This is a genomic window from Bartonella callosciuri, from assembly GCF_014203215.1.
GTDB lineage: Bacteria > Pseudomonadota > Alphaproteobacteria > Rhizobiales > Rhizobiaceae > Bartonella > Bartonella callosciuri.
Genome location: NZ_JACHIM010000002.1, coordinates 182,949 through 206,091 on the forward strand (window position 1 = coordinate 182,949; position 23,143 = coordinate 206,091).

Consider the following 23,143-nt stretch of genomic DNA (forward strand, 5'->3'; position numbering starts at 1 on the left):
TGAGACGGTGAGAATGGTTTGATAGTGTTTATGTGTTTTAAGTTTCTACAGGACTTTAAAGTAATTGCTTTGTAAAGGAGTAGTGACATTGCTGTTCTCATAAACTTTGGATAAGAACAACAATACTTAAGTTATTAAATGAGACATAGCAAACTTTAGGATTATAAGAAGTTTTTTTAACAATCATCTAAGTTTTTTTAATCCGTTATAGGGATGAAATTTTATAGGAATATTGTACGCATCAGAATAATAAAATTTTTGAGCGGAATTTTATTACAATTATTTTTTTATTTGAAATTAGTATTCTCATTTTACCTTATTTTGTGTCTACAGATGCGATTCGTATTTGTTTAGCGCAGGATTTGAGTGCTTGGACGAGTTATAATGTGCAATTGCATGATCCACCGCGGTTGAATCTTTTCCCTTACCCTAAAGCATATCTTTCCGGTATTACTTTTACATCAAAAGAGAATAATATTGTACCATTGATGAAAGCTGAATCAATAGAAAGTTGATCTTTCTTTTGTAGATCTTCTTCGAATGTATGTTTCTTTTTCAGAGACGCGAGTTGTGTATCCTCAATTTGCTATGGAAAAGCCCAAAAACAATCACGGATTTTTCGGCAGGTTTTCACGATCACAGGGTGCATTAGGATTAGTGATACGCAATGCTCGTGAAATATTGAACCATAACCCTGATCATACAAATAGAGAAAATCTTTAAAACCAACCTTTTGGGCGGATTGTTATTGAGAACGGTGTACTCGTATATTATGATAATATTTCCCGGTATAGCAGAAAAAATGACAGGATTAAATGCGACTTTAGATTGGCCAGAATCGACCCAAGAAGCACGATCTCGTGCAGATATTCGTTGGTGTGGAGAGTTGACAAAACTATCAATTGAAGCCGATCAAGCGTTGCTGTTTTTAGTAGGAGGGGAAAGCCAGGTTAAGTCAAATCTCAATCCTGTGCGTAGTGGTATAATCTTTATCGGGCAGGCACGGTTATCTGAATATTATATTTTGACGGAAAAATATCGGTGCGTTCTCCTGGTTGGAATCAAACATTAGTTTGGGTTGGAGGCAATCAGTTTTGGAGGGCATAGATTAAAAGCACCTATCGTATGGGAGTCCGATTTTTTAGCATAGCCAATGCATACCCAAATGAATAATGTTGCATTTACGATGGGTAGAGCAAATGCGCGTGGAGCTTTAGAGTTGGATTATTGGGACTATATACCAATTGTAATTGGATCTTTAGCATTTGATAATCTAGATTTTAACTTCTTGAGGTCAGTGTTTTCTTCAGTGAAAGAAAAGAATCCATTCCTTGATCTGACAATTTTTTATCATATTGGGGTAGATGTGGGGCTTTCGACGCCATAAGCAAAAATAGGGAAGATTGCGCTCACAAATTTAGCGCTGCGATACAAATAAGAAATAGGAATGGTATTTTTTATCTTGGATATGCGAATGTTTTTGGCGGATTCACTTCAAAGCAATATCGAAGTTGTACTAGCTGGTCAGAAAGTCCGACTTGAAGGACGTGCTTCAGGAACTTTCGTTGATATACAGACTGCTTCAGAGGCTTTAAGTGTTACCCCATTTACACAGGGCAAAGCGGATCTACTATGACGATATAAACGCTTCCTCGTTCTTAGTCAGAAATCTTTATGAAAATGCAAGGTGATTTAGCATTGAATGTGTTGTCTGGCCGATTATTAGGATATGATTTGAATAATTTTCAGATAAGGCTTGCAAAAAATGAGCAATTTCTTTTAATGGGTCACAACACCCTTTCAATAGTTTTTGGTCTCTGGAATATTAAAGCGAGCTTTTCAGATGGTAAGATAAAGGTAACAGAGTCATTGATACATACGGCAGATTGGAGTCGATCTATTTGGGGAATAATTACATCTGCTATCGCTCAAGATCAGCAGGGTGAATTTACATTGCAGGCACAATTGCGGAAAAGTCATAGCTCAGAAATTCTATGCCGAGATATCCAATGTTTTACTAACAGCCTTGCACGACCTTTTACCGTTTCTCTTAGCTCTCAAGGGTAAGATCGCGGCAATTTTTGGATTACACGGGATATCGATGCAGATTGATTATTGTTTCTTTAATTATTAGCACTGGTGAGAATTTGAGAAAATTTTTAAAAAACTTTTAAAATACTGTGTTGTTATAAAGTTTTAGAGATAAGCTAGGTGGTTTTTATTTAAGTTCAGAAGAAATACCATAGCCATCTTTGGCGATTGTATGTTTTCCATCTGCTCTAAGAGAACCAATGCCTACAGTAATCAGAATAAAAGCTAACAGAGAAGAAACTGTAATAATTGTGGCTTTTTTAGCAGACATATTTTTCCTCCAAGCATGCGGTTCAAGCATGCGGTTAATGATTGAATACAATGATGAACAGTGTGTATTTATAAAGCTGTCGATAAACAGAATCACTTCATGTTTAATTTGTTCCACTATTATCCCATAAAGTTAAAAAAACTCTATATTTCTTTATACGCTATAGTTCTATAGATATAATTTTTTCTTTTTGTTATATGTTTTTCTTCATTTTTTAGATGATTATAGTTAGCTTTGGCACAATTTTTATGCGCATAAATTATAAACTTAAAAGATTATTTATCCGACAGCCACTCGCTTTGAATGACGAAATAAAGATAGAGGGAGCGCAAGCTTCTTATCTTGTCCGTGTTTTGCGGATGCAAGAAGGAGCTAAAATTTTGCTTTTTAATGGACAGGATGGTGAATGGATTGCTAAACTCATCACCATTAAAAAGAAATTTGTTGTGGCTCAGCTTATCCATCAAGAAAGATTGCAAACGACGCATTCGAATCTCATTTACTGCTTTGCTCCACTCAAAAATGCGCGTTTGGATTATATGGTGCAAAAAGCTGTTGAAATGGGGGTATCGGTTTTGCAGCCTGTTGTAACGGATCATACACAGGTTACGCGTATCAATATGTCTCGGATGGAGGCTAATGTTATTGAAGCTTCTGAACAGTGTGGCATTTTATCTTTGCCTGAATGTATTGCAGCTGTCTCATTATTAGAACTTTTAGAATCTTGGGATGAGACAAGACCTTTGTTCTTTTGTGATGAAGCACACGAATCTTATAATCCACTCAATCTTTTAAAAAAGCACAAAGTCACGACATCTGGTGTTCTCATTGGACCAGAAGGTGGGTTTAGTGAAAAAGAGCGGAATTTTTTAAAAAAATATCCTTTTGTGATACCGATATCTTTGGGGCCGCGTATTTTACGTGCGGACACTGCAGCTGTTGCTGCTTTGGCTCTTCTTAATGTTACCGTGGGGAATTGGCCAATGAATTGAGAAGTTCGTAAAATCGTTCTAAACAATTCATTTAAATGATTGGGACTGATGAGAGGATATAATAAGTTATGGCGCTTGATATAAATGATGAAAGTGAAATTTATAACTTAGATTCTTTGGTTAGCTATTTCCAAGGGGGAGGTAAGGCAGAGCATAATTGGCGTATTGGTACAGAACATGAAAAGTTTCCATTCTATAGAGATGGTTTTTGTCCCGTCCCTTATGGAGGTTCAAGAGGAATTCGCGCACTTTTAGAGGGAATGCAAGAAGTTTTAGGATGGAGACCTATTGTAGATGAGGGGAATATTATTGGGCTTGTAGGATCAGTTGGCCAAGGTGCTATTTCTTTGGAGCCTGGAGGGCAGTTTGAATTGTCTGGTGCACCACTGAAAACAATTGGTCATACTTATCGCGAGGTGATGGAGCATTTAACACTTCTCAAGAAAATTTCAGAGCCATTGGGTATTGGTTTTCTCGGGATGGGTGCTAGTCCAAAGTGGACCTTAGCGGAAACTCCGCGGATGCCTAAGTCACGTTATCAGATTATGGCCAATTATATGCCCAAAGTTGGTCATAGTGGACTTGATATGATGTATCGTACATCGACTGTTCAGGTTAATCTTGATTTTTCATCTGAAATTGATATGCGGCGAAAAATGCAAGTGTCCATGAAGTTACAATCCGTTGCAACAGCATTATTTGCTAGTTCACCTTTTACGGAGGGGCGTCCAAATGGATTTTTATCTTGGCGCTCTGAAATTTGGTGTGATACCGATAATCAGAGGACTGGAATCCTTCCCTTTGTATTCTCGGAACGTTTTGGTTTTGTAGATTATGTTGAATGGGCACTTGATGTACCAATGTATTTTGTCATACGTGATGGTCGTTATTATGATTGTACACATATAACTTTTCGTCAATTTATGAATGGAGCATTAAGAGGACAGGTTGCAAATTCAATCCCCACTATGGGAGATTGGATCAATCATCTATCGACTTTATTTCCCGAAGTGCGCTTAAAAACATTTTTAGAGATGAGAGGTGCTGATTGCGGTTCTTGGAGGCATATCTGTGCTTTATCGGCTTTTTGGGTTGGGCTTCTTTATGATAGTGAAGCGCTTAATGAAGCAGAGGTTTTAACAAAGGATTGGTGTTTTGAAGAAGTTTTAGAGTTGCGCAAACGTGTCCCTAAAGAGGGATTAAGAACACCTTTTCGTCAGACCACAATTTTAGAAATAGCCCGTCAAGCTGTCGCTATTTCACGCAAGGGTTTAAAAAACCGTAGACAGTATGATGATGATGGTTTGGATGAGACACGTTTTCTCGTTCCCTTAGAAGAGATGATTGCGATAGGTAAAACAGATGCTGATAAATTTTTATCTCTTTATAATTCTATTTGGAGTGGTGCTGTGGAACCTCTATTTTTAGAGTGTGCCTATTAAATTTAAAGAAGAAACTACATTGCATTTCCCAAAAAATATATTATTGCGCTGCTAATCTACAGATTTTCTTGAAAGAGATTTGTCATTTTTTTCAATCCCATTTCGCTGGATCGTTCATGAAAGGGAATAATGCGAGGTTTATTAGATATGTCCATCTTTACTTATGTAATTAACATATCTGCACCATATGATATTGAATCAATAAAAAGTTTTGTATTTTCTCTTGCGTTAAGATGGAGTTTAAAAGAGAGAAATTGAGCGAGCGTATTCAAAGTTCTTGCTCAAGCTACAAAACAGTAAATTATTTTTATTTATCAATATATTGTTTTAACAAATCGCTTTTTATATGCTTTCAACATTTATGCATATTTTGTATTTGCCTTATAATTGCTTCTTTTTTATATTAATCTCGCGATATTTTATATCGCTATAGATACAAGAGGTTCTGTTATTTGAAATAAAAACATAAAAGCTAGCTTGTTATGTTGATAATGTAGAAAACATTTTTGCTATTAACTAAAGGCAGAGATTGCGTCACTTTTCTCTCTTTAAAAAGGCAATATCTTACTAGTGTTTTCTTTCTTTTGCCTCATGATATGCTATATCTCTATAGCAAGAATACAAACAGGAGCTGTATTTTAAAATGAGCTACAGAATTACGCTTTATTATTCTCTCTGTACTATGTTTTCTCTTCTCGACGAATGCTAGGTGGAGAATCTAAGGATTTTTTTGCGTACTCAGACTTTGGATAAGAAAGTCTTTAGTCAAGTTTTATTAAAAAAATTTCTTCTAAATTCTTTAATCAGCATTGTGTTTTTAAGAATACGGATAGCACGAGTGATACTGCACTTTCACACGATGTTGTGAACTCTAAAAATTTCGTGTTTTCAGTTTTTTTTTTATTTAGAGGGAAAAAGAAAAACTTACAATAAAGGTTTTAAATAACAAAAAGAGGCTTTACCTACAAGTAGGACTGGATGTGTAAAAGCTATTCCAATAAGGTAAGGTTATTTAAAAGAGGTAGTGATAAAAGTTGTTGAGGGTGCTAGTAATAAAATGGGGTCAGGACGGTTTGATCTTGTATAAATAAGCTATGGGATTGGCTGGGAGTTTATCTATTGTTGCTAGGAAAGTTCTTATTGCTTCAAGTCCAAGAGAGAATGATAACATCCTTCACATAATCGATGTATTTAAATTATTTCTTGTGACTTAGGAGTTGTTTATATTTTATTCCGTATTAGAGAATTTTATGAATAATAGAAAATGAGCTCCTTTGATTTTTTATTTTCGAGTTATTAAGAGATAAAAATTCTCTTTTAATCTATAAATTAAAAAACAATGATTTTGTAATAATGTCGTAAGATTTATACTTAATTTTAGATATTACGCGTTAAATTTGAGCAATACGTTATATTTTCAATATTAAGTACAAAAACGATCGTGGGCAGAAACAATGGTATTCAACTTCCTTATCAATTTATTTTTATTTGTTATTTTTTTATTATGGCTTGCTCAAAGCAAAAAAATGAACATGAGTCTCTCATGGCGTGTTATGTTAAGTCTTATTCTTGGCTTGGGTTTTGGAAGTGTTTTGCAGGTTATGTATGGGGAGGGGGAAGCTACATTGTTAAAATCTGTTGAATGGTTTAACATTGTAGGGGATGGCTATATCTTGTTATTGCAAATGGTTGTTATGCCATTGGTTTTTATCTCTATCGTTTCAGCAGTAGCTCATTTGCATTCTGTTTATGCTGTTGGCAAAATGAGTATAATAACAATTTCATTATTACTCTTTACAACCGCTCTTGCAGCATTGGTTGGCGTTTTAATCGTTAATGTCTTTGGATTAACGGCAAGTGGTTTGGTACATGAAGAGAACAATGCTTCTGTTATTCTTGAGAATCATATTTTTCAGCTTGGAGATATGAATATTCCAAAGATGATTTTATCCTTGATACCTAAAAATCCATTTGCTGAATTAAGTGGAGCTAAACGTACATCCGTTATTGGTGTTGTTATCTTTGCAGTGTTTTTAGGGGCCGCGGTTATTCTTTTAAAGAAAGATGATTTAGAAAAAGGGGAAAAAGCTCTTTTCTTTATTCAAGTGGCACAATCTTGGATTATGCGGTTAGTCCGTATAGTAATTTCTTTGACACCTTATGGTATTTTTGCACTTATGACTAAGGTAGGAGCGATCTCGCGTATTGGAGATATTTTAAGTTTAGTGGTTTTTGTCATCGCTTCCTATATTGGTATTATTCTTATGTTTGGAATTCATAGTGCGTTGCTCGGCATATCAGGAATTAACCCGCTCCGTTTTTTCAAAAAGGCTTTACCCGTTTTGATATTTGCTTTTAGCAGTCGTTCAAGTGCTGCAAGTATTCCTTTGAATATTGAGGCTCAGGTGCAATCGATTGGTGTGCCACAATCAATTGCAAGTTTTGCAGCCTCTTTTGGGGCAACGATTGGGCAAAATGGTTGTGCAGGTCTTTATCCAGCAATGCTTGCGACTATGATAGCACCCTCTATGGGTATTAACCCTCTTGATGCTGCCTGGATTGCTACTCTTGTTGGCGTTGTAACTTTGAGTTCTATCGGTGTTGCTGGTGTTGGTGGTGGTGCTATCTTTTCTGCATTGATCGTGTTGCCAATTATGGGGCTTCCCGTTTCTTTGGTTGCTGTACTTATTTCTATCGAACCCATAATTGATATGGGGCGTACTGCTCTAAATGTCAGTGGTTCAATGCTAGCTGGAACGATAACCAGTCAGGTGTTACGGACAACAGATAAAAGCATTTTTGACAAATAATTTTCATACAGATTAACTTTATGGTTTTGAGAGTTGTTTTCCTAACACATCTGCAAGCGATATTTGAGCTGAACCTGGTTGTATAGGCTTTTGCTGATTTGGATGAGGAGCCCAACCAGAAAGCCAGATGAAAGAAAAATGTGCGCGAATGCGGCCATCGGGATCGCTAAATCTTTGTGCATAGATTTCAGCTGCACGTATGAAAAAGCGCTTAGATACGGGGCGTCGGGAGCGATTAATGAGTGCATTTTGCATTCCCATAGCTTTAAGGTCATTTATGAGATCAAACATTGTATTATAGCGTATAGTAACATCTTCAATATCTGCTACGGGTAAAGCAAAACCAACACGCTGTAGAAGAGCACCGACTTCACGAATGTCGGCAAAAGGATAGATCCTAGGGCTTGCTCCGCCATAGATTTCAATTTCAGCTTGTAGGAGGCATTCACGTAATTCTACCAGTGTACCGGCTCCAGCCATCACAGCTAAAAATAAGCCGTCTGGTTTAAGGATATGTTTTATCTGACTAAGAACACCAGGGGTATCATTGGTCAATTGTAATGAAAGAAGTGAAACAATAAGATCACAATAATTTTGAGGAAAATCAAGAAATTCTCGATGACGTAAATGAAACTTTTTGCCATGACTTTGATAAAGCATGTCGGTTTCAACTCGTTCTATAGAATGGACTTTTCCAGACTTCAGTAGAGTTTGCATGGCAAGATCTGTATGGCTGTGTAAATCAAGAGCTAATGTAAAGAGACGATCAACAGTACCAAGACGTTTATAGAGATCCTCAGCCATGTATGACAGTAGAAAGTCATATCCTTTTTTTACTTTTTGGAAAGCACGCTTGCGAAACTGTTCAATGCGATCGTGATCAAAAATTAAAGGATGTGACATATTGTTAAGCTCTTTCGATCTGTAATGCCTATATTTTGAGATGGTTCATTTTTGCGTAAGCTTTGTCAAGTTTATGATGTGAAAAAAACAGATTTATAAGACGTAACAATTTTTAAAGGAATTAAAGTTAAAAAATATAGAAGATCTTTTTGTACAGGGAAGCGATAAAAGCCTAAATTAATGATGTTATGCTTTCAAGAAGTAGCTTTAAGTGGCGGGAATATATTAAGTAAGTTCATTGAGCGGTTGTTAACAATTTTGTATCCGCCGATGTGCCCTGGGTGTAAGCAAAGCGTTTCTGCTTGTGGTACCATTTGCTCTGAATGTTGGAAAGATCTTCAATTTATCACAAAACCTTATTGTCCTGTTATGGGAACTCCTTTTGTTTGTGATATGGGGGATGGTTTTCTCAGTGGTGAAGCTCTTAAAAAATCTCTTCCTTTTTCGCGTGTTCGTTCGGCTATTATTCATAAAGGGGTAGCACAAACTCTGGTAACGCGATTGAAATATGGTGATCATATAGAATTAGCATCGTTTATGGCTAATTGGATGATATTTGCTGGGCGCGAGATTATTGAGGATTGTGATGTTATTATTTCTGTTCCTTTGCACTTTCGTCGTTTTTTTAAGCGACGCTATAATCAATCTGCTGAGCTTGCACGTTATATTGCAGCAGCGCAGAAAAAAATTTTTAAGCCCGGTTGGCTTGTGCGTTGTCGACATACCCGTCCGCAAGTGCGTCTCTCTGCTAGAGAAAGAAAACTGAATGTGATGAATGCTTTTGAGGTGCCACGTAAAATAAAAAAATATCTAAAGGGGCGTTCTGTTTTGTTGATTGATGATGTTTTCACAACAGGTGCGACCGTGACAGCAGCTGCAGCAACATTAAAGCATGCAGGTGCTCGGCAGGTTGATGTGTTAACATTTTCACGTGTTCTAAAAGAATCTTCTATACTTCCTCATTCTTGAGAGGATCTTAAAGTTGACACTATTTTAAAAACTTGGAGAATAACACGATGAAAGAGATAGTACTTTACACACGTCCTAACTGTCCTTACTGCGCAAAAGCACGTGATTTGCTGGATAAAAAAGGGGTAAAATATACAGATATTGATGCATCAACTTCTCGTCGCCAAGAAATGGTGCAGCGAGCGAATGGGCGTAATACATTTCCACAAATTTTTATAGGAGATTACCATGTTGGCGGTTGCGATGATCTATACGCTTTAAAAGATGCAGGGAAGCTTAATGCTTTGTTGCAAGATGTACAAAAATTGTAAAATATGCTCAGCTAGAACTTTTTTGCCAAAAGCAAATAATTAACGTCCGTGTTTTTTGAAAGATTCCAACTGTCGTTTAATGGATTATAGGTAATACCCATCTCATCAATGACAGTCAGAGTATTTTTCGATAAGAAATTTTTAAGTTCCTGAGGTTTTAGGAACTTTTTATAGTCATGGGTTCCTTTGGGAAGCCAACGTAAAATATATTCAGCACCTATAATAGCGAGCCCCCATGCTTTCCATGTCCGGTTGAGTGTTGAGACAAACATCAACCCTTGTGTTTTAAGCATTTTTGCTGTGGCCTTTATCAAGAGGTTAACATCAGATACATGTTCAACCACTTCCATATTAAGGATGATATCAAACTGCTCTCCATCATTGGAGAGTATTTCTGCAGTCGTGGTCCGGTAATCAATTGAAAGACCATTTTTGGCTGCATGGGTTTTTGCTACTTCAATATTTGTTTGTGCAGCATCAGCTCCTACAACCGTAGCACCAAGACGTGCCATTGGTTCGCACAACAAACCACCTCCACAGCCAATATCAAGAATTCTCAGATTTTCGAAGGGCATAAGTGAAAGAGGATTACGATTAAATTCTAGACAGATTTTTTCTTTAATGTAAGCAAGACGTGTTGGATTGAATTGATGAAGTGGACGAAATTTTCCTTGTGGATTCCACCATTCAGCTGCAATACGTGAAAAGTGATCAATTTCATTTTGGTCAATTGTGGTACGCGTTTCATTGTTTTTCATGTCTCTTTCCTTTTACTTTTTTATGATCAAGTCAGGTAGATTTTAGCTAAAGTCAAGAGAAATTAACATAAACATAACTAAACTTGCACCAATGGTAGATATTCTGTATGTGAGAAAGTGATTTTTTATAAACCCTTATTCTCACCATTATTTGAGATAAGAAATTAAAAGTAAGAGTGTTATTTATGGCGCGTATTGTCATGAAATTTGGTGGAACATCTGTGGCAAACATTGAGCGTATTCATAATGTTGCACGGCATGTCAAAAGAGAAGTAGATACAGGCAATGAGGTTGCGGTCGTGGTCTCCGCAATGGCCGGAAAAACCGATGAGTTGGTTCAGTGGGCGCGTGATGCTTCACCGACACATAAAGATGCTTGCGAATATGATGTGATTGTTGCTTCTGGTGAGCAGGTAACAGCGGGTTTATTAGCTCTTACACTCCAGGCAATGGGAGTGAATGCGCGTTCATGGCTTGGTTGGCAAATTCCTATTCATACGGATAGTGCGCATAGTGGTGCACGTATTACAGATATTGATGGATCTTTTTTAATACAGCCTTTTCAGGAAGGTCAGGTAGCAGTTATTGCTGGTTTTCAGGGGATAGCTCCAGATAATCGCATTTCTACCTTAGGGCGTGGTGGGTCAGATACGAGTGCTGTTGCTGTGGCGGCAGCTATACAAGCTGATCGCTGTGATATTTATACAGATGTGGATGGCGTATATACAACAGATCCGCGTATAGAGCCTAAGGCACGTCGTTTACCAAAAGTTGCTTTTGAAGAAATGCTGGAAATGGCTTCTCTTGGGGCAAAAGTTTTACAGGTTCGTTCTGTTGAATTGGCTATGGTTCATAAAGTCCGGACCTTTGTGCGCTCAAGTTTTGAGGATCCTGATATTTTAGGCATAGGGGATCCAATAAATTCTCCTGGAACACTTATTTGCGATGAGGATGAAATCGTGGAACAACAGAATGTTACTGGTATTGCTTTTGCTAAAGATGAAGCGCAAATTTCACTCCGTCGACTTGCAGATCGCCCAGGGATCTCTGCAGCAATTTTTGGTCCCTTGGCTGAAGAGCGAATTAATGTCGATATGATTGTGCAAAATATTTCTGAAGATGGTTCAAAAACTGATATGACTTTTACTGTACCATCGGCAGATGCAGAAAAAGCCGTTGCGCTTCTTGAGAAAAATCGTAAAGAGATTGGCTTTGATGTTATCCAATCTGAAAGTGGTCTTGCCAAGGTATCTGTTATTGGTATTGGAATGCGCAGCCATGCAGGTGTTGCGGCTACAGCATTTAAGGCTTTGGCTGAGAAAGGCATTAATATTCAGGCAATTACGACTTCAGAGATTAAGATTTCTATTTTGATTGATAGCGCTTATACTGAACTTGCGGTCAGAACATTACATGCTGTTTATGGGCTTGATAAAGGTTAAGTATTTTTTAACACTGAAAAGATTTTCAAATAACATGAAGCATCAATATGTGTAAGGGAGTGGAGAATTCCTACGTAAGCGTTTCCTAGGAAAGAAGAAATGCATCCCTCGTTTATAAATAAACATGTTATGTAGGAATCTTCGTAACTGCTCAAATTGTAGAGATATGGATTTGATTTCATTGGATTATTCACGCAATTGCGTAAAATAGAGTTGATAAAAGATATTTCATTGATGTTTTACATGTTTTCACATGACTGTTGAGAATTTTATGTGTATGCTCCGTGGTTTTCATTTTATTCTTTTCTAAAAATGAATAAAAACCTAAGATAAAAGTTAGACAATAATTACCCATAACGAAATATTTTCAATTTAGAGAACCGCAAAAGCTTTCTTTTTCTTTGGCATATTGAATTATGGCTCTTAATTTAGCTTCTCTTTTAACTTTTGATATGGGTTCATTTCTTCTAAAGGGAGTAAAGAAATCCTCATAGTTCTTAATAAATCAAATAACATGGGCTTTGTTATGGAAACTACAATTTGCGCAATTATAATAATGATGCATTAAGGGGCTTAAAAAATTGCCATAAGATTTTGGTACAAACGTTTACAAATGCACAATTTGTTTTGTACTTCTTTTCTGTCAGTTATCTAATTCATGTCATCCATTTGTATTGATCAGACAAGGTTATAATATTTCACTAGGTGAACACATATTATTTTATGGAAATTACGTATTATTTTTTGATGAGTCTCTTACATAAAGTTTATCAGTGGAGTTAAATAGCTTTTACAAGGAATAAGCTTTTTTCATTTGTTCATTGGTGCAAGAATAAAGTACGTTAAAATAGTTCTTTTTAATTTATTTTTGTCATTGTTATGAACCATAGCGCGACAAATGAGCAAAATCACTTTTGAAAAGTTAGCATAAAAGTACATTGTCATTTTGTTTGTGGGGGACTATCAGGTTTATTACGCTTGATGTAAATGAATCCATATCCAAGGCCGAGCAGGGCAGATAAACCAGATCCACAAAGGACACCAATTTTTGCAGAATCAAGCAGAATCATATCTTTAAAAGCGAGCATTGAAACAAAGATAGACATTGTAAAGCCAATTCCTGCTAAAAATCCAATGAGCAAAATGCCTGTCCATGTCATCTGAGGAGGCAAACGGCATAGTCCTGACTTTACTGCTAAATAACTTGCAATGATAATACCAAAAGGTTTGCCAATAAAGAGACCAATAACAACACCGAGTACAATCAAAAATGATTCATGAGAAGAAAGATCAAAATTTGCAAAACTAACACCAGCATTTGCAAAGGCAAAAATTGGCATTACGCCGTACGCAACCCATGGATGCAATGTTTGCTGAACACGGGTTACTGGTGCAATCAGATCGCGTTGTCCTTTGCGCATTTTTTTCAATGCAGTCGAGATATGATGCGGATCTGTTTTTGTGTTTTTTTCTTGAAGAACTTGCATTGCATTGCTTAACATGGTGAGTGGCGCTACAAGGGTACGGGTAGGAAACACCGGAGTCATCATGCCCAAAATCACGCCCGCGAGTGATGGATGAACACCTGTGCTCATTAAACCCCACCATATAATTGCACCAGGTAGAACGTAAATCCACGCCGATGCCAGTCCAATCCATTGAAAAAATAGCACCAAAGCAATCCCTGCAGATGAAGTAATTAAACCACTAGTATCAATATTTGTTGAGTAAAAGAAAGCAATGATAAGAACAGCGATAATATCATCAATAATTGCTAAGGATAAAAGAATGATATGAAGGTTAGAAGGAATTTTTTTCCCAAGAAGAGCAAGAATACCTAGTGCAAAAGCAATATCTGTTGCCGTTGGTACAGCCCAACCATGGGTATGTCCTCCGTTAAAGTTGAATATGAGATAAATAAGTGCAGGAAGACAAACACCTCCTATTGCGGCAACAATTGGCAAAATTGCTTGTTTAAAATTGGTGAGAGCGCCTTCATGAATTTCGCGTCGGATTTCCATTCCTGCTACGAGAAAGAAAACAGTCATAAGAGCATCGTTAACCCAGAAATGTAAATCCCATGAAATGCTAAAATGACCAAAGTTAATACCAAAAGGTGTATGCCAGAAAGATTCATAGAGAGAAGCATATTGAGAATTAGCGCAAATAAGTGCGGCAGTGGCGGCTAATAAAAGAACAACACCGCTGAGAGCTTCAATATGCAGAAAGCGCTCAAGAGCAGAAAATGCACGATTTGTGACAAGAGAGGCGCGATTTGGCAATCGATTTGAAGACATAAAAAAACTCCAAGTATCAATAATTCTGCTAATAGATATCTCGTAACCTGTTATGCATTACTTTGTTGTTCATACAAAAGAAAAAAGAGGAATCAATCGCCTAATTTAGACAGTATTATTCTGTTTACAGCTAAAAATATTTTTAGGATGATGGTTCATTTTTGATGGTTAAATGTACTTTATTCAAAACAGTGGATAGATCATTTTGTAGTGCGGTTTCTAGATCAGTCATTGTGATTCCGTCGTTATTTTTTGCTTTGACTTTAATGGTCAACGTTTGGGGATGTTTAGCAAACTCACCAAGAGCTTTTGAAATATTTTCAGCTTGATCATGATTTTTTAGAAATATTTTGGGGCTTTGTGTCATTATCAGATAGAAATCGTCGTAGAGTTCCTTCTTGAGGTCATGGGTTTTATCGTTAAGATTTTGTGCAAGATACGAAAAAAGTTGATCAATGAAACCTGTATCCGCATAGCGTATGTCAACTTCATTGAAGCTAAGATCTTGAGAGGCGGCGAGCATTAATTTTTTCTGACCAGAGAAGAGTTTTTCATCAACATTAATAATTTTAGCTGATATTTTCCCAGAACCACCATCTTTTATATTGAAAGACATTGCATTAAGGAAGAGTGTACGCTTTTTCTCATCATAAGAAACATCAAGTTTTCCTGAAACATCAAAGCGTTCAAAATTCACTTTTTTGAGGAAATCTAAGTCTTTTCCTTCCACTTTTTTAGGTAAAATCGAAAAGTTCTCGAGAGAAAGAAAAAGCTTTTTCGGTATAGGCTTTTTCCACAGACTTGGCTTGAATTGGAATGATTCGAGAGTTGCTTTCAGTTGTGGTATATCGACGGTAACGTTATCAATTTTTGCGTCAGCTGAGGTAATGGCAAGCACTGTGTTTAAGAAAATATCATTTCGTACTGTTTTTTCGGCAACCTGATTATTTTCTTTTCTGGCGTTAAGGTAAGCTTTAATTAATTTTTCAGGCGTTTGTTCGAACGGTTTCATCTTGAGACCAGATGTTGTAAATTTTCCAACAAAGAAAGAGGCATTCTTTTCTTTTTCTTCAAAGATATTAACTCTTATATTATTCAAAGAAATAGGACCTGTAACGGTTCCCCCTTGACTGAGAGTATTGCTTTTCCCGAAAATGATAGAATAAGCGTAATTGATGTCAATATTATGCGCTTTTACTGTATCACTCTTAGCAATAAGGCGCATCTGTTCGGTATCATTTGCGGCTATTTCTGTAAGATTCATGTTTTTGATGCTAACAGAACGAATATAACCGTTTTTAAAGTCAGAAAGCTGAAAATTCTTTAACTCAACTTTTTCGGTTAATTTATTATTTTCTATAGAAAGTCGTATATCCGGAGCAAAAACTGAGGCAAGTTCAATACGCCTAATGGATTGTAAAAGACGTGATGCAAGCTTGGTATCCTTCTCTTTTAAGGAGACTCTATTAAGAGAGATTTGGGGAATTTGTACATGAATATTATTATGTTTTAAATCAACGTTATAAAGTGTAAAAGCACCAGGAATAAAGGAAATAGGAGGACGGGCTGAAATGGCACCAATCTTAAGTGATATGCCTGCAGGGACTGGGAATGTAACATTTGTCAAATTGACTTTGCCTATGATGCTGACTTCAGATGTCTCTGCTTTTATGGAGTGACGGGCTATTTCTCGTCGGACAAAACTTTCAAGATAGGGCTTTGTCATATAAAAAACACCGACGACGATAACCGCCAGAATAGCAACAAATCCAATAATGTACGTCAACCAGTATTTTAGAGTACTTTGGTATCCACCATTAAAATTGCCCATCATTTCTTCTTTCGCTTTTATTACTCTCTGTGAGAATGGAGATAAATTTTTTTAAGCAACAATAAAGGTTCAGATATAGTATGCACCAGCTTTAACAATTATCTGCTTTTACTCTCTTTTACATGTAGAGTCATTTTTTTTGCAATACGCTTTTATCAACATTCACCAATTTTCTTTGGTTTCAGCATTTTATATAAAAGCCTATAGGTAGAGGAAGTCTATGTTGATCATAATTTTACTCCTTAAAATCATGCTAGAATATATACATGTTTGCTTTTATCTTGCTGCTGCTTATCTGAATAGTTAAAACACAAAAGATATGTTGTTGTTCATTATAATCTAATGGGGAGAGATGGGTATCATGACAGAAAATCAAATAATGGCTTTTTCTATCATTGGTCTCATGATGGTTGTTTTTATTTGGGATCGATTCCGTTATGATCTTGTTGCTATTTGTACATTATTGATTGCTTGCGCTGTTGGCCTTGTCAGCCCGAAGGAGGCGTTTAGCGGTTTTAGTAATGATATTGTTATTATTGTGGGGAGTGTGTTTGTTGTCAGTACGGCTGTATCGCGTTCTGGCATAATGGAATTTATCATCCAACGGATATGGCCAGATGTGAAATCGGTGCGTCTTCAACTGGCTTTTTTAGTTATTTCCGTAGTGCTTTTGTCAATGTTTGTTAAAAACATTGGCGCTCTTGCTATCATGATTCCGATAGCTTTTCAATTTGCTCGTCGTTCTCAAGTTACACCCTCTGTTTTTTTGATGCCAATGGCATTTGGTTCTTTATTGGGTGGTCTTATGACACAGATAGGGACGTCCCCCAACGTTGTTGTTTCAGCCATGCAAGAACGTTTAACGGGGGTTCCTTTTTCCATGTTTGACTTTACGCCGGTTGGTGCAGCTGTTGCGACTACTGGTGTCTTATATTTGATCTTTTTTTCTTGGCGTTTGCCTGTACGTGTGCGTTCAGGTGTATCGTTTGATGATGCTATTGATATTCGTAATTATGTTTCGGAAGTGCATATTCCAGCGAGTTCACCTATTGTGGGAAAAACCATAGTTGATCTCGTTAAGCCGTCAGGTGGTGATGTCATGGTGATTCAAATCATCAGAAACAAAATATCTATTTCGCCATTGCCAGATTTTGTTTTGTCTGAAAACGATATTGTTTTGCTGGAAGGTTCTCATACAGGTTTAGACAGTGTGATGAATTCTGCTCGTTTGGAATTTTCTACTGATCGAACTATCTCTGCTGGTGATAAGGACAGCGATATTAATATCATTGAGGCAGTCATTACACATAATTCTCCTCTTCTTGGTATCAGTGCGAGAGAATTTTCGCTTTTTGATCGCTATGATGTGAATTTGCTTGCATTAAGTCGTCAGCATGAAAGGGTGCGGGGAAGGCTTGGTGATATTGTTTTCCATCTTGGAGATGTGATTGTTTTGCAGGGACAGGATATGCTTATTCCGAAGTTGTTACGGGAACTAAAATGTTTGCCCTTAGCAAAACGTAATATTGTGTTTGGTAATTTACGGCATGGTTTTATCTCTTTAGCTATTTTACTTATAGCGATCATGTTTACAGCTTTTCATATTGTTCCAGTCGCCTTTTCTTTTTTTTTCGCTGCTGCTGCAATGGTTATCTTTCGCGTTTTGCCAGCGCGTGACTTGTACCAGGCATTAGATGGCAAAATATTAGTGTTATTAGCAGCTCTTATTCCCGTGAGTGAAGCGCTGGAAAAAACAGGGTGTACGGATCTTATAGGCCAATGGCTGAGCCAATTGGCGGTATTTTTTCCACCATCTGGTGCATTAGCACTAATGTTGGTTACAGCCATGTTGGTAACGCCATTTTTAAATAATGCAGCGACAGTTATGATGGTCGCACCAATCGCATCAAGTTTTGCTCATTCTCTTCACTATAAGCCGGAAGCTTTTCTCATGGCTGTTGCAATTGGTGCAGGATGTGAGTTTCTTACACCTATTGGACATCAAAGCAATATGCTTGTAATGGCGCCAGGAGGTTATCGTTTTAGTGATTATCCACGCTTTGGTGCTCCACTAGCATTACTGATAGTCATTGTTGCTGTTCCGATGCTTATGTGGATTTGGCCATTACAATAGAGCATTTTCAGAAACTGTCAGTCTTACTCAAAAAAGGTTATCAATGGGATGACAATAAATTGAAGAGATACATTTTATACTAAGTTTTTTAGAGTTTTTGTTTTGAGTTTTCTCATGGAGTTTCAGCATTTATTCTAGATAACAAGACTTGTTTATTTTGTTCCAGGTGTTTTTAATCATGAAAATTAAGGTATACTTTTTTGAAGATTTTTTAATGAATAAGCTTCCCATTGTAGATCTGTAGTCGAGGGTTTTAAAAAGTACAATAAAATTGTTGTTTTTAAGGTGTTTAAAGGTTGTCCTCGTATAGATAACGAGAAGGCGTTTAAAAGAGATCTGGAGATTATAGGCAAGTATACATGGTGAACATTAAGGCAGTTATAAATTTTTTATAAATTTAAAGAAATATAAAAACTGTAATATGAATCAAAAGGCAGTTATATCGTTTTTAATTGATACAGTTGCAAAAGTTCAAGTGTTTCAGATATACACTGATTTTAGACGAATGGGTTAGAAATTTTAAGGTTTTTAGTTAATTGGGGCTACCATCTTTGTTTATTTATGCGTAAAAGTACAAAAAGTGATTTTTTTCCAAGGTATGATCTATGTCGTATGATAGTTTTATTGCTGAAGTGAATGCAGAGTTTCGTCAGGAAAAGGCTCTTGCTTTTTGGAAACGTTATGGTTTTCGGGTTATTGTTGCAGTCGTTCTTTTTTTGGTGATGATAGTTATTTATCAAATTTACCATCATGAGCAAATAAAGAAGGCCAGCCATATTGGTGATACATTTATAAAAAGCCTTGATTTTGCGAATACAGGTCATTTTGATGAGGCGATGAAACAATTGGAAAATGTGAAAGCCTCTAACTTTGGGGGATATCCTTTTCTTGCTCGTTTGCGTGAAGCATCTTTACTCATGGAACAAGGTGATATCATTAAATCAGTGGAGCTCTTTGATTCTGTTGCGTCTGATAAACAGGCACCGCAAATTTTGCAGAAAGTTGCAAAAATTCGTGCTGCTTATATTTTAGTTGATACAGGGACTTTAGACGATGTCAAAAAGCGCGTTAAAGATATGGCAAATGATACTGATCCTATGCGTATGTCTGCCAGAGAGGCCTTGGGCTTAGCAGCATATAAAGCAGAGAAGATGAATGAGGCGGTTGGTTATTTCCAAAAAAACTTTGAAGAAGGTACTCTAGGGTCAAGAATAACAGATCGGGCTCGGATTATGCTTGAGCTTATCCAAGCTGAGGGTAAGGCAAATAAGGAATAAATTTATGAGCCTTACCATTGCTATAATTGGTCGCCCCAATGTTGGGAAGTCAACGCTTTTTAATCGTTTGGTTGGGCAAAAATTAGCTTTGGTTGATGATAAGCCCGGCGTTACACGCGATCGGCGTATTCATGCAGCAAAACTTCAGGATTTGCGTTTTGATGTCATTGATACGGCAGGGCTAGAAGACGCGGGTGATCATACACTTGAAGGTCGCATGCGTTCTCATACAAAAGCTGCCATTGATGAGGCAGATCTTATTTTATTTGTGTTTGATGCGAAGAGTGGAATAACGCCGAGTGATTTGAATTTTGCTTCCCTGGTCCGCAAGGCAGGAAAACCGATTGTGCTTGTTGCTAATAAGTCTGAGTCAAAAGCGGCAACAGGAAGAGGGTATGAAGCGTGGTCATTAGGTTTGGGGGAGCCTTGCCCAATATCTGCTGAACATGGTTTAGGTCTTACCGATCTTCGTGATGCAATTCTGGATGCTGTTGGCAGAGAGCGTGCTTTTGGAAGCAAAAGTGAAGAAGAACCTATTGCTGTAAAGCCGGTATCTGTTAGTGATGATGTGGGAGACTGGGAAGAAGAGGGGCCCCCCGTTTACGATGAAAGTAAACCCATTCGTATTGCGATTGCTGGTCGCCCAAACACAGGAAAATCGACCCTCATTAACAGTATGTTGAAACAAGATAGGTTGTTAACAGGTCCTGAAGCGGGGCTGACACGTGATTCTATTTCTGTAGATTGGGAATGGCATGGCCGTTATATTAAACTTTTTGATACTGCAGGCCTGCGTCGAAAATCAAAAATTCAAGAAAAATTAGAAAAACTTTCTGTTATGGATACTTTGCGGGCAATTCGTTTTGCAGAGGTAGTGGTGATCGTGTTGGATGCAACTGCACCTTTTGAAAAGCAGGATTTACAAATTGCTGATCTCGTGATTCGTGAAGGACGGGTTCCGCTTATTGCTTTTAATAAATGGGATCTTATTGAAAATAGTCAGGCGACATTGATTGATTTGCATGAAAAATGTAACCGCCTTCTCCCTCAGGTACGTGGTTTGAGAGCCGTTCCTTTATCGGGCCAATATGGTCAAGGGATTGATAAACTGATGGAAAATGTCACGATGATGCATCGTGGGTGGAATCGCCGTATTTCTACAGGCAAATTAAATCGATGGCTTGAAGCTGTCGTTGTGCATCACCCACCACCTGCAATTTCGGGGCGCCGACTTAAGGTTAAATATATAACACAAGTTAAAACACGCCCTCCTGGATTTATGATTTCTTGTTCGTGCCCAAAGGCAATACCTCAATCCTATTTGCGTTATCTTGTCAATGGATTACGCGATACGTTTGATATGCCCGGTATACCAATTCGCATGTCATTACGGACATCGGATAATCCTTTTGCAGCACGTTCCAAAAAGAAATGATTTCTCTCAAATTTTTTAGATGCGTGAAATCTACATTTAAGAACAAGTTTTGAAAATAAGCTTTGTCAGAAATCATTAGATTTTAATATCGAAAGTTAATTGCTTATTATCAACAGATAATGATCACCTTTAATAGAAGAAAAAATATTTTTTATTGAACAATGAAGTGATTTATAAAATAATTTATTATAAAAGAATGAGCGATTGAATACAGTGGACACTCTCTTTTTTCGACTTTTCTTATTCTGGAATCAAAAAAAGCGTTTATTCATGCTTTATGAGAGACTGCAGCGTGTGGATCAAAATCGTTTGAGAAAGAACACAGTTCTTTTAACAGATCATCTTAAATACGGAGAACATATAACAACAGGGGGTAGGAGAACTATAATGTACCGGCAGAATCCTTTAGTATGTTATATATAATTGTTATACAGAAATGCTAATTTGCGGTGGTCTATTCAAATAAAAAGCGGCACTATTTTCAAATCTATCAATATTCAAATGTAAGGAAAAGAATGTAAAAAGTTGATTACAGTGATAAAAAGTGCTGTAGTTTTGATATTTAAAGCCCTGTTTATTTAGTTCTATTTGCATAACATGTATGAAATCACAGGCGCATAGTGTACATTAAAAATATAGGAAGCTTCATCGATGCTGATTTTTATTTACGAATGATAAATGAAATGTACAAAGATTGATTTTAGAGGATATTTAAAAATATATTTCTAAAACTCTGACATGAGAACAGATATGGTTTGCTAAAGATGAGGCAGTAACGCATTATTCGCAGGTTACGATTGTTATTTAAAATGTATGTAAGGGTGGCATTCATAAAATTGAAAAACACATTCTTGATATTTATGCGATAAATTGTGATAGATATCTTTTAGCGTCTTGACGAATAAATTCCAGAACAATATGATACGTAGGGTTTCATGAGATACTTTTCTACTTTGCTTTTCTACTAAGGAGTCAGTTATGGCGAAGGGCGATAAACCCATTATGCCGCTGAAGGAAGCTGAAGGCAAAAAGCAGGGTGGTTCTTTCCGTTCAGAGGATTTGGAATATCGGAGTCAGAACTTAGGTTTAGCTTTAATGCGTAGACAAGCATTAAAGAAGCGGAAGTACGGAAATGAAGGAGGAGAACCAAAAGGAAAGATGGCGCATGCAATTAAGCTTTCCAGTGAGTTTCTGGCAAGTATTATTGTAGGCGCTGTTTTAGGTTTGGGGTTTGACAAGCTAGCAGGTTCATTGCCATGGGGATTGGTATTTTTTCTTTTTCTTGGATTTGCTGCTGGTGTATTGAGTATTCTTCGGTCTGTGGGGTATATTGCCTCCAGTCAATTAAGGCAAAAAGGCGTATCGCGCCAAGATAAAGGGGCCGATAAAAGGTCCGATAAATGAGGTTGAAGTGACATCGCACGCTCCGGATCCTGTTCATCAGTTTGAGGTTTCACGGCTGATTAAAATTTCCATAGGAAATATAGATTTGTCCTTTACAAATGTATCGTTTTTTATAGTCGCTACAGTTGTTATAACTTCAGTTTTTCTTTTCTTTTCATCATCAAGTCGTGGGTTGGTTCCAACACGGATGCAGTCTCTTTCAGAAATGGCATACGAATTTGTAGCGTCGACTTTGCGAGAATCATCTGGTGTGCAAGGAATGCAATTTTTTCCGTTGGTTTTTTCCCTGTTTAGTTTTATTTTGGTTGCTAATTTTATTGGTCTTTTCCCCTATTTTTATACGATTACTTCTCAGATTATGATTACGTTTTCGTTAGCGATGTTAGTAATTTTAACAGTGATTGGCTATGGTTTCTATAAACATGGGGCTGGTTTTTTGAGGCTATTTGTTCCCAGTGGTGTCCCTGTTTTGATTTTGCCTCTTGTGACGATGATTGAAGTTATTTCTTTTCTTTCTCGTCCTATCAGTCTCTCCCTTCGTCTTTTTGCTAATATGCTTGCTGGTCATATTACCCTCAAAGTTTTTTCTGGTTTTGTTGTTTCAATGATTGGGGTAGGAGTCCTAGGTGCTGGTGGTTCAATTTTGCCACTTATCATGACTGTAGCGATTACTGCTCTTGAATTTTTGGTTGCATTTCTTCAAGCTTATGTCTTTACAGTTTTAACTTGTATGTATCTTAATGATGCGGTTCATCCAGGACATTAATAAAACTGGC

16 protein-coding genes and 1 pseudogene are annotated in these 23,143 nt (G+C 37.1%); 12 read left to right on the forward strand and 5 right to left on the reverse strand.

Going from position 1 to position 23,143, the window contains the following annotated elements:
- Window positions 1–213: 213 nt before the first annotated feature.
- A pseudogene (locus HNQ69_RS02710) lies at window positions 214–2,067 on the forward strand (AsmA family protein).
- Between the two features lie 151 nt (window positions 2,068–2,218).
- Here HNQ69_RS02710 and HNQ69_RS02715 read toward each other — a convergent pair.
- A complete protein-coding gene (locus tag HNQ69_RS02715) occupies window positions 2,219–2,362 on the reverse strand; it encodes a hypothetical protein (RefSeq protein WP_183228545.1) in 144 nt (47 codons plus the stop codon).
- A gap of 248 nt (window positions 2,363–2,610) precedes the next feature.
- Between HNQ69_RS02715 and HNQ69_RS02720 the strand changes: the two genes are divergently transcribed.
- The 3 genes from HNQ69_RS02720 to HNQ69_RS02730 all read left to right on the forward strand — a co-directional run bounded on the left by HNQ69_RS02720 (window position 2,611) and on the right by HNQ69_RS02730 (window position 7,606).
- Window positions 2,611–3,354 carry a 16S rRNA (uracil(1498)-N(3))-methyltransferase gene (locus tag HNQ69_RS02720; protein WP_183228546.1) on the forward strand — a complete coding sequence of 248 codons (744 nt, stop codon included), beginning with the start codon at window positions 2,611–2,613 and terminating at the stop codon, window positions 3,352–3,354.
- Window positions 3,355–3,422: 68 nt separating this feature from the next.
- Window positions 3,423–4,796, forward strand: coding sequence for a glutamate--cysteine ligase (locus tag HNQ69_RS02725; protein WP_183228547.1), 1,374 nt, complete (start codon window positions 3,423–3,425; stop codon window positions 4,794–4,796).
- 1,454 nt (window positions 4,797–6,250) lie between these two features.
- Window positions 6,251–7,606 (forward strand): L-cystine transporter, encoded by a 1,356-nt coding sequence (locus tag HNQ69_RS02730; protein ID WP_183228548.1) that lies wholly within the window; start codon window positions 6,251–6,253, stop codon window positions 7,604–7,606.
- An 18-nt stretch (window positions 7,607–7,624) separates the two neighbouring features.
- Here the strand turns inward: HNQ69_RS02730 and HNQ69_RS02735 are convergent, their stop codons facing one another.
- Window positions 7,625–8,509, reverse strand: a complete 885-nt coding sequence (locus HNQ69_RS02735) for a methyltransferase domain-containing protein (protein WP_183228549.1) — start codon at window positions 8,507–8,509, stop codon at window positions 7,625–7,627.
- A 183-nt stretch (window positions 8,510–8,692) separates the two neighbouring features.
- Between HNQ69_RS02735 and HNQ69_RS02740 the strand changes: the two genes are divergently transcribed.
- Both HNQ69_RS02740 and grxC read left to right on the forward strand, forming a co-directional pair.
- On the forward strand, window positions 8,693–9,478 hold the full coding sequence (locus tag HNQ69_RS02740) for a ComF family protein (protein ID WP_183228690.1): 786 nt from the start codon (window positions 8,693–8,695) through the stop codon (window positions 9,476–9,478).
- Window positions 9,479–9,525: 47 nt separating this feature from the next.
- Window positions 9,526–9,789 (forward strand): glutaredoxin 3, encoded by a 264-nt coding sequence (grxC, locus tag HNQ69_RS02745; RefSeq protein WP_183228550.1) that lies wholly within the window; start codon window positions 9,526–9,528, stop codon window positions 9,787–9,789.
- 11 nt (window positions 9,790–9,800) lie between these two features.
- Here grxC and ubiG read toward each other — a convergent pair whose 3' ends face one another.
- The gene (gene ubiG, locus HNQ69_RS02750; protein ID WP_183228551.1) at window positions 9,801–10,547 is read right to left on the reverse strand and encodes a bifunctional 2-polyprenyl-6-hydroxyphenol methylase/3-demethylubiquinol 3-O-methyltransferase UbiG; all 747 of its coding nucleotides are present in this window, start codon (window positions 10,545–10,547) and stop codon (window positions 9,801–9,803) included.
- Window positions 10,548–10,732: 185 nt separating this feature from the next.
- Here ubiG and HNQ69_RS02755 point away from each other — a divergent pair, with 185 nt between their 5' ends.
- Window positions 10,733–11,989, forward strand: a complete 1,257-nt coding sequence (locus HNQ69_RS02755; protein ID WP_183228552.1) for an aspartate kinase — start codon at window positions 10,733–10,735, stop codon at window positions 11,987–11,989.
- Window positions 11,990–12,930: 941 nt separating this feature from the next.
- On the opposite strand, the gene nhaA is transcribed toward HNQ69_RS02755, so the two are convergent.
- Together nhaA and HNQ69_RS02765 are read right to left on the reverse strand one after the other, a co-directional pair.
- Window positions 12,931–14,286, reverse strand: coding sequence for a Na+/H+ antiporter NhaA (gene nhaA, locus HNQ69_RS02760; RefSeq protein WP_183228553.1), 1,356 nt, complete (start codon window positions 14,284–14,286; stop codon window positions 12,931–12,933).
- Window positions 14,287–14,428: 142 nt separating this feature from the next.
- A complete protein-coding gene (locus tag HNQ69_RS02765) occupies window positions 14,429–16,117 on the reverse strand; it encodes a hypothetical protein (RefSeq protein WP_183228691.1) in 1,689 nt (562 codons plus the stop codon).
- 361 nt (window positions 16,118–16,478) lie between these two features.
- Here HNQ69_RS02765 and HNQ69_RS02770 point away from each other — a divergent pair, with 361 nt between their 5' ends.
- The 5 genes from HNQ69_RS02770 (at window position 16,479) to HNQ69_RS02790 (ending at window position 23,133) form a co-directional block, all read left to right on the forward strand.
- A complete protein-coding gene (locus HNQ69_RS02770) occupies window positions 16,479–18,251 on the forward strand; it encodes an SLC13 family permease (protein ID WP_183228554.1) in 1,773 nt (590 codons plus the stop codon).
- 605 nt (window positions 18,252–18,856) lie between these two features.
- Window positions 18,857–19,528 carry a DUF2659 family protein gene (locus HNQ69_RS02775; protein WP_183228555.1) on the forward strand — a complete coding sequence of 224 codons (672 nt, stop codon included), beginning with the start codon at window positions 18,857–18,859 and terminating at the stop codon, window positions 19,526–19,528.
- 4 nt (window positions 19,529–19,532) lie between these two features.
- The gene (gene der / locus HNQ69_RS02780) at window positions 19,533–20,963 is read left to right on the forward strand and encodes a ribosome biogenesis GTPase Der (RefSeq protein ID WP_183228556.1); all 1,431 of its coding nucleotides are present in this window, start codon (window positions 19,533–19,535) and stop codon (window positions 20,961–20,963) included.
- A 978-nt stretch (window positions 20,964–21,941) separates the two neighbouring features.
- On the forward strand, window positions 21,942–22,367 hold the full coding sequence (locus tag HNQ69_RS02785) for an AtpZ/AtpI family protein (RefSeq protein ID WP_183228557.1): 426 nt from the start codon (window positions 21,942–21,944) through the stop codon (window positions 22,365–22,367).
- Between the two features lie 7 nt (window positions 22,368–22,374).
- Window positions 22,375–23,133: a F0F1 ATP synthase subunit A gene (locus tag HNQ69_RS02790; RefSeq protein ID WP_183228558.1), complete on the forward strand. Its 759-nt coding sequence runs from the start codon at window positions 22,375–22,377 to the stop codon at window positions 23,131–23,133.
- The last annotated feature ends 10 nt before the right edge of the window (window positions 23,134–23,143 follow it).

Excerpts from the sequence above, each read along its gene's own strand:
- HNQ69_RS02715 (WP_183228545.1), bottom strand. The coding sequence starts at position 2,362 with ATGTCTGCTAAAAAAGCCACAATTATTACAGTTTCTTCTCTGTTAGCT.
- HNQ69_RS02720 (WP_183228546.1), top strand. The coding sequence starts at position 2,611 with ATGCGCATAAATTATAAACTTAAAAGATTATTTATCCGACAGCCACTC.
- HNQ69_RS02725 (WP_183228547.1), top strand. The coding sequence starts at position 3,423 with ATGGCGCTTGATATAAATGATGAAAGTGAAATTTATAACTTAGATTCT.
- HNQ69_RS02730 (WP_183228548.1), top strand. The coding sequence starts at position 6,251 with ATGGTATTCAACTTCCTTATCAATTTATTTTTATTTGTTATTTTTTTA.
- HNQ69_RS02735 (WP_183228549.1), bottom strand. The coding sequence starts at position 8,509 with ATGTCACATCCTTTAATTTTTGATCACGATCGCATTGAACAGTTTCGC.
- HNQ69_RS02740 (WP_183228690.1), top strand. The coding sequence starts at position 8,693 with ATGTTATGCTTTCAAGAAGTAGCTTTAAGTGGCGGGAATATATTAAGT.
- grxC (WP_183228550.1), top strand. The coding sequence starts at position 9,526 with ATGAAAGAGATAGTACTTTACACACGTCCTAACTGTCCTTACTGCGCA.
- ubiG (WP_183228551.1), bottom strand. The coding sequence starts at position 10,547 with ATGAAAAACAATGAAACGCGTACCACAATTGACCAAAATGAAATTGAT.
- HNQ69_RS02755 (WP_183228552.1), top strand. The coding sequence starts at position 10,733 with ATGGCGCGTATTGTCATGAAATTTGGTGGAACATCTGTGGCAAACATT.
- nhaA (WP_183228553.1), bottom strand. The coding sequence starts at position 14,286 with ATGTCTTCAAATCGATTGCCAAATCGCGCCTCTCTTGTCACAAATCGT.
- HNQ69_RS02765 (WP_183228691.1), bottom strand. The coding sequence starts at position 16,117 with ATGGGCAATTTTAATGGTGGATACCAAAGTACTCTAAAATACTGGTTG.
- HNQ69_RS02770 (WP_183228554.1), top strand. The coding sequence starts at position 16,479 with ATGACAGAAAATCAAATAATGGCTTTTTCTATCATTGGTCTCATGATG.
- HNQ69_RS02775 (WP_183228555.1), top strand. The coding sequence starts at position 18,857 with ATGTCGTATGATAGTTTTATTGCTGAAGTGAATGCAGAGTTTCGTCAG.
- der (WP_183228556.1), top strand. The coding sequence starts at position 19,533 with ATGAGCCTTACCATTGCTATAATTGGTCGCCCCAATGTTGGGAAGTCA.
- HNQ69_RS02785 (WP_183228557.1), top strand. The coding sequence starts at position 21,942 with ATGGCGAAGGGCGATAAACCCATTATGCCGCTGAAGGAAGCTGAAGGC.